Source organism: Stenotrophomonas sp. YJH_SMC_57 (assembly GCF_059369755.1).
In genome coordinates this window covers 108,827-119,193 of sequence record NZ_JCAFSZ010000006.1, presented here as the reverse complement: position 1 = coordinate 119,193, position 10,367 = coordinate 108,827, and the positions used below count along the sequence as shown (strand labels likewise).

At 65.9% G+C, this 10,367-nt stretch carries 10 protein-coding genes; 2 read left to right on the top strand and 8 right to left on the bottom strand.

Annotation, left to right across the window (positions count from 1 at the left end):
* Positions 1 to 344: 344 nt before the first annotated feature.
* Positions 345 to 1,541: a PAAR domain-containing protein gene (locus AC5P7U_RS09605; protein WP_006452251.1), complete on the bottom strand. Its 1,197-nt coding sequence runs from the start codon at positions 1,539 to 1,541 to the stop codon at positions 345 to 347.
* 629 nt (positions 1,542 to 2,170) lie between these two features.
* Between AC5P7U_RS09605 and AC5P7U_RS09600 the strand changes: the two genes are divergently transcribed.
* Both AC5P7U_RS09600 and AC5P7U_RS09595 read left to right on the top strand, forming a co-directional pair.
* On the top strand, positions 2,171 to 2,578 hold the full coding sequence (locus AC5P7U_RS09600) for a hypothetical protein (protein WP_414554696.1): 408 nt from the start codon (positions 2,171 to 2,173) through the stop codon (positions 2,576 to 2,578).
* A gap of 102 nt (positions 2,579 to 2,680) precedes the next feature.
* Complete coding sequence (locus tag AC5P7U_RS09595) at positions 2,681 to 3,136, top strand: hypothetical protein (protein WP_006452250.1); 456 nt, start codon at positions 2,681 to 2,683, stop codon at positions 3,134 to 3,136.
* A 157-nt stretch (positions 3,137 to 3,293) separates the two neighbouring features.
* On the opposite strand, the gene AC5P7U_RS09590 is transcribed toward AC5P7U_RS09595, so the two are convergent.
* The 7 genes from AC5P7U_RS09590 to AC5P7U_RS09560 form a co-directional block, all read right to left on the bottom strand.
* Positions 3,294 to 3,671, bottom strand: coding sequence for an EF-hand domain-containing protein (locus tag AC5P7U_RS09590; protein ID WP_006452209.1), 378 nt, complete (start codon positions 3,669 to 3,671; stop codon positions 3,294 to 3,296).
* 30 nt (positions 3,672 to 3,701) lie between these two features.
* Positions 3,702 to 4,088, bottom strand: a complete 387-nt coding sequence (locus AC5P7U_RS09585) for a hypothetical protein (protein ID WP_006452207.1) — start codon at positions 4,086 to 4,088, stop codon at positions 3,702 to 3,704.
* Positions 4,089 to 4,179: 91 nt separating this feature from the next.
* A complete protein-coding gene (locus tag AC5P7U_RS09580; protein ID WP_006452206.1) occupies positions 4,180 to 6,150 on the bottom strand; it encodes a MacB family efflux pump subunit in 1,971 nt (656 codons plus the stop codon).
* A complete protein-coding gene (locus tag AC5P7U_RS09575) occupies positions 6,147 to 7,337 on the bottom strand; it encodes an efflux RND transporter periplasmic adaptor subunit (protein WP_006452204.1) in 1,191 nt (396 codons plus the stop codon). The genes AC5P7U_RS09580 and AC5P7U_RS09575 overlap by 4 nt, the downstream gene beginning before the upstream one ends.
* A 126-nt stretch (positions 7,338 to 7,463) precedes the next feature.
* Positions 7,464 to 7,841, bottom strand: a complete 378-nt coding sequence (locus AC5P7U_RS09570) for a hypothetical protein (RefSeq protein WP_414554697.1) — start codon at positions 7,839 to 7,841, stop codon at positions 7,464 to 7,466.
* Positions 7,842 to 8,205: 364 nt separating this feature from the next.
* Positions 8,206 to 9,555, bottom strand: a complete 1,350-nt coding sequence (locus AC5P7U_RS09565; RefSeq protein ID WP_495221036.1) for a sensor histidine kinase — start codon at positions 9,553 to 9,555, stop codon at positions 8,206 to 8,208.
* Positions 9,555 to 10,229 carry a response regulator transcription factor gene (locus tag AC5P7U_RS09560; protein WP_197563670.1) on the bottom strand — a complete coding sequence of 225 codons (675 nt, stop codon included), beginning with the start codon at positions 10,227 to 10,229 and terminating at the stop codon, positions 9,555 to 9,557. The genes AC5P7U_RS09565 and AC5P7U_RS09560 overlap by 1 nt, the downstream gene beginning before the upstream one ends.
* Between the last annotated feature and the right edge of the window lie 138 nt (positions 10,230 to 10,367).

Below are 10,367 nucleotides of genomic sequence, written 5' to 3'. Positions count from 1 at the left end.
AGTCCCGAAAAGGAGTACCTGGTAGTACGTTCCTACCTGTAATGGTGGAGCTGGCGCCGGACCGGAAGCGTAGGGTATGCACTGGTCCGGAGGGAGAGTGCGCTTGGGCCTTTTCTCTTCCATGAAAATGCGTTTCCACATTGGGTATAGGCTTTGCCCAACCGCGCTTACTCCGATGGCGACAATTTCAGGCGGACCCGATCGCGTCTCACGCGTGTCAGGAACGCCAAAGCACAGTCTGCCGTCGGAGGTGCTGACCGTGGCCTCCTGGTAGCGGCCGGGTGGTGGTGAGCAGCTGGCGAGGAGAGGTACTGCCAACGCGCAGAGAAGCCATGACGGCCTGATCATCGTGTCGTCCTCGGAAGGTTGTTCTTGTCGCCTTTTGATGCAAGGAACCGCGAGAGAGTGCGCTCCAGCCGGGCAAGGTTGTCGTGCACGGTCTGATGGGGCGTATCGTTCTGCAGTCGTTGTGAATCACGGAATGCAGCGAGGACATAGTCCGCGAGGATGTCGCCCTGCGCTTCCATGTTGTAATCGTGAAGCAGGCGCACTTCATCAAGCGCATAGTTGTAACTCATGTTTGGTCGCGGTCCCCTTGTCAGCTTCACGTTGTAGCCAAGCTGATGCTGCCAGACATGTGTCATTTCATGGATGAAGAGATGTTGGAGCTCAAGGTCCTCACGCAAGAAGTCATCGCTGTATATTAAGTCGGGAAAATAGATCTCGCCATTGGGCGCAACCACAGTGTCCTCTGGCTGCATCCCAAACAGCATCCAATAGCCATGGTTGTGAATCCTAACCAGGCTGTAGTCAATCGCATCGCCGAACACCAATCGTGACATCTCGATCTCGCCTTGTGTCAAGCCGCGTTCATGGCTTGGCACCTGCACCGGTACGATCGATGTGCCCATGGTGTCAGAGGTGGTAATCACACCATCGACATCAAAAACCGCTGCATCATCGATCCCGGCCAACAAGGTCCGTTCGCAACAACCGCTCGTGGCGCTGGGTGGGCGCAACTCCGCGCGCACCACCGCCACGCTCTCGCGGGTTGAAACACGTGACGTCTCGCCCAGTGCGTTGGTCATGCCGGAGAAGGTCTGGCCGTCCGCCAGATGGAGCGTGTAGGGAAGTTCCCGCAACGGCATGCCCTGTGAGCCGGAGAAACGGACAGCCTGGTCGAACTGAAGGCGGTGGCCGCTGGCCAGCGGCGTTTCAGTACGCTGCGTACCGGCCATGTTGGGGCTGGCAGTCCCGCCTGTGGTGGCAGTATTGGATACGTACACCCTGAGCTGTTGGCTTGACATCACCCTGCAGCCACACGAGAGCGCGCATCCGTCCAGCGCAACAGGCTGGCCATCGAGGATGATCGTGCTGTCACCTTCGACAATCGCAAACACCCCTTTGTGCATGTGCGGGCACGTCGCCTTGTCGCCCACGCGTGCAACGCCCATGCCCTCGATGTCGGTTCGGTTCGACGCAGTGATTACACGCCCTCCGCTGGACGTCGGGTCTCCCATCACAATCCAGTTCCGTGCCATGAATCGCTTCCATTGCTGATCGGCCGGGAGAATCCGATGCAGTTCGGCGTTGCTTCGAGTGGCTTTTGCGACAAGCACGCCGAAGCCCAACTGCAATGGGCGATTGCGGGTTCATCGGAAGCGCGGGTTCGATCTCTGGTGTCGGATCAGCAGAGTCTTCAAGGGTCGAACGCGACACCTGCTCTGTTCCGATATGAGCTGCTTATGGGGGAAGGTGAATCAGCTGTGTCGCATTCGGCTTGCCTGCATGCACGGCGCCAGTCCTCTGCGGGCAAACATTCCCGCCCCATCTGGTGGGTTTGATGGATAACTCGCCACCACATGACGCAAGTACCGCGACTGCACGTCGGCGCGGCATTTCCCTACTTCTCATCCAGGAACGAGTACGCCAATCATCGCCGCGCCAAGGCACCCGCCCTGGCCGGGATTGGCGTCCCGAACTTACGTACCACTACCGGTCGCGCTTGCAGCCTTCGCTGCAGCCACGACAATGCACCGCCTGCCAGTCCATGGCGGACGGTGCGTGGGGATCCCTCGATCCGCCGGCTTTAGTGGTACGTATCCGGCACGCCAACCCGCACCGTCCGCCACCTTGCATCTGCAGGTGGCCACACCGTGAGGTTGTCGCCATGCCTGACCGTACTCCCGACGTTCCCCTCCTGCGCCAGCTGCTCGGCGCCGCCGCGCGTGATCTTCCCGCCGCCCTCGCCGAAACGCTTGAGGCGGCGCTCTGCGAATCCGCGGAGTCTGTCGCGCCGTCGGCGTTCTTCGCGCACTTGAAAGGCCAGGGTGAGAATCTGCGAGCCGATGGCCAGCCCTGGACCGAAACCCGGCTCAGCCCTGGCCGCGCCTTCGATCTGGCCCTGGCCACCCGCAGTGCCTCGGGCATCACCGCGCTGACCGCCATGCTGCACGCCGCGCATGTGGCGCGGGAGAGTGATGATCCCGCCTGCTGCCCGTCCGCAGCGCTGGTCGAAGGCCTGTTCAACGCCTGCCAGGTGCTGTCGCTGCAGGTGGAGCGCTGCCTGGTTCCGTGATGGCGCAGGCTGCGCGGGGCTGTGCTGCAGCCTCACGCGGTCTTTGCAACTCGGCGGGCAGGCATTGCTAAGTTCGCTTGGCATCCATCACAGGAACCTGCAATGACCCGGACGTCCACGCGTGTACTGCTCGGCCTCTGCCTGATTCCGGCCGCGGCCTTTGCCCAATCCGACCGCCAGGTAGCCGAAGACATGGTCACCCGCGCGGCCAATGTCTGTCCTGGCCACAGCAGCGAGCGCACCACGCCGACAGTGAAGAAGGTGCCGGTCGGTGCACTGCGCGTCATGCTCGACCGTGGGCTGGTGATGTGCCCGGACCGCCGGCTGGATGCTTCTGCGCCCGCGGTGTTCTACGGCCGTGTGGGTGTGTTCGGCTGGAATCCGGAAGTGCCGGCCGCTGCGACGGTGGTCGTGGCGAAGATCGACCAGATGACCCGCAAGGATGAGTACCCGGTGGAGACGCTGGTGTGGGATGCCAAGGGCACCGCGCTCACCCAGCAGACGGTACCGGCGTTCGAGCCGCGGCCGGGTGCGGCGGTGCTGTACAAGGTGCGCTGACTGCCGCGCGCTACCCGCTGGAGGCCCATTCTGCGGGGCGCTCTGGCGCTCGCGCGTGGTGACGGAGCCGTGCCCACCAAGGTGGGCACCTACCAGAACGATGCAACCTGGTATCCGCCAATGCCGCACGATCAGGCGCTGACCCCGTACCAAGGCGCTACTTCGCCGGGGCGTCTGCCGTCTGCGCGGCCACCATGGCCTGCTGCATTTCCTTCAGCGACAGATAACCATCGCCATCAGTATCCAGCCCCGCGAAATACTTTTCGATTTCCGGCACCACCGCGGCTTCCTTCCTGCTGATCTTTCCGTCTTTGTCGGCATCCATTTCCTTGAACGCGGCGTCGATGGAGTCGGCCTGCTTGCTGAAGCGTGCCTGCTGGTACTTCGCATACTCGGCCTTGTCGATGCGGCCATCGCCATTGCTGTCCATGACGGCGAAGCTGGAATCGATATAGGCCTGCTTCGGGTCGCCACTGGCGGCGTGGCCAATGAGCGGGGCGGCATACAGGGTGATGATGAGTAGCGTCTTGTTCATGCGGTCGGTTCCTTTGGAATGCAGGGCAGGTCAGCGGCAGGGATAGCTGTAGCCATCTGAGCCACGGTAGGTGTCGTTGCGGCGGTCGTAGTTGCCGTAGCGGTTCATGCAGTAGTCGGCACGTTCGCGGGTCTCGCGCTCGCGCTTGGCCGCCGCAGCGATTACGCCGGCAACTACCGCCGCGCCCACAACGCCCACCACCACGCGCTTGGCCTTGTCGTCATCGCGCCGTTCGCGCTCCCGTTCGCGCTCGCGGCGCTCCCATTCGTCGCGCTGGCGGTCGTGATAGCCGCGGTCCCAGCCGGAGCGGTAGCCATCGCGGTCCTGTGCATGGGCGTCGCCCGCGTATGGAATCAGCACCAGCAGCTGCAGTGCGGCCCCCAGCAGCAACGCCGTACGTCCTGTCTTCTGAAACATCGTTCCGCTCCTGTGCGGCTGTGTTGGTCGTATCAGTACAGCGCGCGGACATTGCGCGAACCTGTAGTCGCTCTTGTGGAATGCGCGTTGTTCAGCGCACCAGCGCCTCCACCGGGTCCAGCTGCGCCGCGCGGCGTGCCGGCAGGAAGCCGAAACCAATGCCGATCAGGCTGCTGCAGGCAAACGCGGCCAGGATCGAGGCGCTCGAGAACACCAGCGAGAAGCCGATATCAGCCAGTGCCAGCACGGCCCCCAGCGCCAGCGCCACGCTGATACCCAGCACGCCACCGAGCAGGCAGACCAGTACCGACTCGATCAGGAACTGCTGCAGGATATCGCTGCGGCGCGCGCCCACCGCCATGCGCACGCCGATCTCGCGGGTGCGTTCGGTCACCGACACCAGCATGATGTTCATCACCCCGATGCCGCCCACCACCAGCGCGATGGCGGCAATGGAGCTGATCATCAGCGTGAGGATGCGGGTGGTCTGCTCGATCGACGTGCGGATCTGCGCGTTGTTGCTCATGTAGAAGTCGCGCCGCCCATGCCGGCGCTCCAGCAGCCGGCCGATGGCGGCCTCCGCCGCCTGCATGCCCACGGTGTCGGACACGCGCACGGTAATGCTGGACACATGGCTCCGCCCCAGCATGCGCGCCATGGTGGTGGTGTAGGGCACCCAGACCTGCAGCAGCGAGGCATCGCCGACGGCCCCGGCCTCCTTCTTCACCACGCCCACCACCCGCACCGGTACGTTGCCCAGCAGCAGGGTCTGGTCGATCGGGTCTTCCTGTGCGGCGAAGAACCGTGCACGCGTGTTGGCATCGATTACCACCACCTGCTGGTAGCCGGCGACGGCGGGCTGGGCAAAGAAGCGGCCTTGCCCGAGCTTCAGGCCGTGCACGCGGAAATACTGCTCACTCACGCCCTGCATCTGCACGTTGGCCGAGCGGTTGCCGCGCTGGGCGGTGCCACTGCTGGCGACGCCGGGCGTGGCGCTGTCCACGAACGGTTGCGCGGCCAGTGCCGTGCTGTCGCCGGGTGTCAGGGTTTCCACCTGTGCGGCGTGCACATCGCCGAAGCCGGAGCCCGGGTAGACCTCGATGGTGGTGGTGCCCAACGAGGCGATGTTGGACAGGATGGCCTGGCGTGCGCCGGTGCCCAGGGCGACCACCGATACCACCGAGGCGATGCCGATGATGATGCCGAGCATGGTCAGGAAGGTGCGCATGCGGTGCGCGTTCATCGCGCGCAGGGCCATGCGGAAGGCTTCACCGAAGCGGTCGCGCAGCGCCTGCCAGCCGCTGCCTTCGCTGCGCACCTGCAGGGTGGCTGGGTTGCTGGAGGCCGCCGCTGTCGCGGCAGCGGTAGGGCGATCATCGACGATGCGCCCGTCGCGGATCTCGATGATGCGTTGCGCATGCTCGGCCACGGCCATGTCATGGGTGACCAGCACCACGGTGTGGCCTTCGGCATGCAGTTCGCCGAGGATCTTCATCACCTCCTTGCCGGACTGGGTGTCCAGTGCGCCGGTGGGCTCATCGGCGAAGATCACCGCGCCGCCGTTCATCAATGCGCGCGCGATCGATACGCGCTGCTGCTGCCCGCCGGACAGCTCGCCGGGCAGGTGCTGCACGCGTTCGCCCAGGCCCAGCCGCTGCAACAGCGACTGCGCGCGGGCATGGCGGTCGGCGCTGGGTTGGCCGGCATAGATGGCCGGCACTTCCACGTTGCCCAACGCGGTCAGGTCGGTCAGCAGGTGGTAACGCTGGAAGATGAAGCCGAAGTGCTCGCGACGCAGTTCGGCCAGTTCGTCCGGCGACATCTGCGCGGTCTCGCGACCGGCAATCTGATACGCGCCGGCCGAGGGCCGGTCCAGGCAGCCCAGGATGTTCATCAGGGTGGACTTGCCCGAGCCGGACTGGCCGACGATGGCCACCAGTTCACCCGCGCGGATGTCCAGGTCGATGCCATCGAGCACGACCAGGGTCTGTTCGCCGGCGGCGAATTCGCGGCGGATGCCGCGCACGCGCAGCAGCGGGGTGTCCTTCTCTGCGCCGGTCATGGCTGTGCGGCGGCTGTGGCGGCGTCGTCGCCGGCCTGGGCCAGGACCACCTGCTCGCCTTCCTGCAGGCCACTGCGCACTTCCACGTTGATCTGGTCGTCCAACCCGGTGGTGATGCGCCGCAGGGCAGGGTGGCCATCCGCGCCGCGGACCTGCACGCTGTAGCTGCCATCGGTGGCGCGTGCCCCCAGCGCGGCCGAGGGAATGGTCAGCACGCCCTTGGCACGCCCCAGCACGATGCGCACCTGCGCGGTCATGTAGCTGCGCAGGCGGCCATCGGCGTTGTCCACGTCGAACTGGCCGTGGTAGTACATGGCGGTGCGGCTGGCACCCGCCGACGCCCCTGCCGGACTGAAGCCGGAGGTGTCTTCGTTGGTGATCGACTCCGGTGCCGGCGCGATGTCGCGCAGCGTGCTGCTGTAGCGTCGGCCGCTGTCGCCCAGGATGGTGAAGAACGCCTCCTGTCCCAATGCGGTGTGCACCACGTCGGCCTCGGAGATTTCGGCGTAGACGGTCATCACGTCCTGGTTGCCGAGCATCACGATGGTCGGTGCGCTCTGTACCGCATTGACGGTCTGGCCCTGCCGCGCGACCACGGCCAGCACGGTGCCATCGGTGGGCGCGGTGATGCGCGTGTAGCCCAGGTTCGTCTGCGCTACATCCACATCGGTCTGCCGCTGCACCACTTCGCCATCGAGTGCGGCGATCTGCTCCCGCGTGGCATTGACCTTGGCCTTTGCCGCATCGTAGTCGGCGCGTGCGACCAGTTGCCTTGAAACCAGTGCCTGCTGGCGTTGAAGGGTCAGCTGGTACTGGCGCAGGTCGGTGGCCAGGGCATCGCGGTTCGCGCGGGCGCTGCGCTGGGCGGCCTGCGCGCTCTGCAGCGCATTGCGCTGGGTGCGCGAGTCGATCTCGGCGATGAGGTCACCGGCCTTTACCTTGTCGCCCAGCTTCACATGCAGGGTTTCGATGCGGCCGGAGACCTGAGCGCCCACGCTCACCAGCCGCGAGGGCTTCAGCGTGCCGGTGGCTTCCACCACCTGTTCGATGTTGCCACGGGTGACCGGCGCCACCTCCAGGCGAGGCGGTGGCGCGGGTCGCAGCCAGGCGAACAGGAGCAGCGCGGTGCAGAGCAGTACGGCGGCAATGATGAGCACGCGGCGACGCTTGCGCGGTACGGCGCTCATCGGCTCAGCATCCAGAAAAGACAGGGCATCGTGGGTCCTCGCGACAGATGGGATGCACGCCGGCGGGCGTGGATGGTCGTCGAGTCTCGATGTGCTGGATTGCGTGAACCTTGCGGCGGTGCGGGCCTATCCGTGTACCGTACCGAGTGCGAGCAGGGCTACCGCAATGAACTGCAGCACGCTGCAGATAGCCAGCAGGACGTGGCGCAGGCGTTGCGACACGCGGCGCAGGCTGCAGAGCTGGCATATCGCGCCGGCCAGCAGCCAGGCTGACGTGATGACGGGCCTCGGGCCTGTGGCACTGATCGCGAAGACCGGCAAGGTAACGGCCAGCATCATGCCGGCGGCACGCGCGTCCAGCGCCCGGGGGATCGAGGGAACAGGTCGGGATGCTGCCTCGCGCCACACTGCCAGCATGTGCAGCCCCGCATGCAGGGTGACGAACAGCACGATGGCGGCGGCTGTTCCCGGCGCATGGCGGAATGTTGCAGCCACCAGTGCCATGCCCGGCAGCAGCAGGAACAGTGCGCTGGCCAGGCGTATCAGGGCGTCCACCCGCTCCGGTTCGGCGGGCGTCCGCAGCCAGTCCGGCCAGTGCTTCCCTCCACGCCTGCGCCACGTTCGCGTGCGGTGATTCCACGCTGCCGCAGTCAGACTGGACGCACAACCGGGGGGCGGAGTACGCGTGGAAGACGAAGGGGGATGCGCTCCCTGTGTCACATGCAGGCTTCCTGTCAGACCCGGACGCGGCATCATGAGCAATGCCGCGCCTGCAGATGCTGTGCGGCGGACATTGCCGCAACCTTGCGCATCGGCTCCGGTCGCCACGCGCGGACAGCGGGCAGTCAGCCCCGCAGGTACCCTGCGCTCAGCGCTCCGGTGGCGGCTCGCTGCTGACGCCCGGATGCAGCGGGAACTCGACGCGGATCAATGCGCCGCCGCTGGGTGCATCCAGAATCGTGACGCGGCCGCCATGCCGGTCGATCACCTGCCGCACCAGATTCAATCCCAGCCCGGCGCCGGTCTGCCGTGGGCGCAGGCGCTGGAAGGGCTCGAACACGCGCTCGCGCTGGTCGACCGGAATGCCGGGGCCGTCGTCCTCCACTTCCAGGCAGCTGCCCTGCACGCGCACGATGATATGGCGCCCGCCATGCTCGGCCGCATTCAATACCAGATTGGAAAGCACGCGCTCCACCGCGCCGGCCTCGCCCAGCACCGGGAAGTTCGGTTCCACCGCGACGGCGACCGTCTTGTCGGACTGGATCAACAGCGGCGCCAGATCGGCCACGACCCGCTTGGCCACGCGGGCCAGGTTGAGCGAGTCCTTCGGTCCATCTTCTTCCATGCGGTGCAGGTCCAGCAGTTGCTCGGCCAGCGTCGCCAGCCGCGCGACTTCCACGGCCAGGCTGCGGGACGTGGCGTCGTCGGTGGCATCGATCTTGACCCGCAGGATCGCGATCGGCGTACGCAGCTCATGGGCGGCGGCGGCGATGAAGCGACGCTGCCGCTCGTGTCCCTCGTCCAGGCGGTCCAGCGCTTCGTTCACCGCCGTCACCAGTGGAGCAATCTCCACTGGTACGGCGGTCTCGGTCAGGCGGATGCCGCGACGGCTGGCGGACATGTTGCGGGCCTCCTGTGCGATGCGTTCCACACCGGCCAGGGCGCGACGGACGATGATCGGGGTCAGGATGAGGGTAACCACGCCCAGCAGCAGGAAGATCGGCAGGGTGATGATGTGTGCGGCCAGCGCCATCTGCCAGGTCAGCGAATCGGTTTCGCCATGGGCCATGATGGTCAGCTTGCCGGCCGGGCCACTGTGCTGGCGTATCGCCACCGCAAGGCCATCGCTGCGGTCGCGGCCGCGGAGGTCGCCATAGGGAATGCCGTCGAGGGCGCCCACCAGCGATGCGTAGGCAGGTGGAACATGGCCGAAGGTCACATGGTGGCCATGTTCATCCTCGGCGATGAACCACGCACCGGGGACGATCTTCAGCAGCTCGGACAGCTCAGGCGTGTGCTCCACATACAGTTCGCCTGTGCTGTCGCGGTGAACGGCCTCTGCGGCCACCGGGGCAAAGGTCTGGATGGTGTAGTAGCCGCCGCTGTCGGCACGCACCAGTACCATCAGCAACGCAAAGAACGCCACCAGCAACGCAAGCAGCTGGTAGATCAGCGTTTTGACGATCAGCGGGCGCTTCAGGGAGGTGCGTCGCGCCATTACTTCGTTTCCCGCATCAGATAGCCGACACCGCGGATGGCATGGATTTCCACCCCGGCATCGGCGTCGGCCAGCTTGCGCCGCAGGCGTGAGACATGCGAGTCGAGCGTGTTGGAATGGATGCCGTCGTCGAAGCCGTACACCGCCATTTCGATGGACTCGCGCAGCACGGTGCGGCCCAGCCGGCGGGCGAGGGCGGCCAGCACCCGGATCTCGCGGCGCGGAAGCTCCAGTCGCTGCCCACCTACCGTGGCCTCGCCCGAGGCGGGGTCGAACAGCAGCCGGCCGATGCTTACCGGGTCTACCTGCATGCCGCCCGGCCGGCGCCCGGCTGCCCGGATCCGCGCGAACAGTTCCTCCAGCGCGAAGGGCTTGGCCAGATAGTCATCGGCTCCCTCATCCAGGCCGGCGATGCGGTCCGGCAACTGTCCCAGCGCGCTGAGCACGATGATCGGTACCCCGGGGTTGTGCCCGCGCAGCACCGGAATCAGGCCCAGCCCGTCGCCATCGGGCAGGGTGCGGTCCAGCAGTACCAGATCGTGCGACCCGGAAAGCGCCGCTTCGCGGGCCAGTGCCAGCGTGTTGGCCAGGTCCACCACGTAGCGCTCGCGCTGCAGGGCGGACTTCAGGGTGGCAGCCAGTTCGGCTTCGTCTTCGATCAGCAGGATGTGCATCGGCGGGAATCGGACGGGAAGGGGCGCGGGGGACTTCGGCAGGCGCCGGCACCGTATTACAGGAACATTGCGTGAACATGGCGTGCCAACGCAGGGTGAACCCCGCAGCGGTGCGGCCATCTGGCGCAAGGTTGGCGC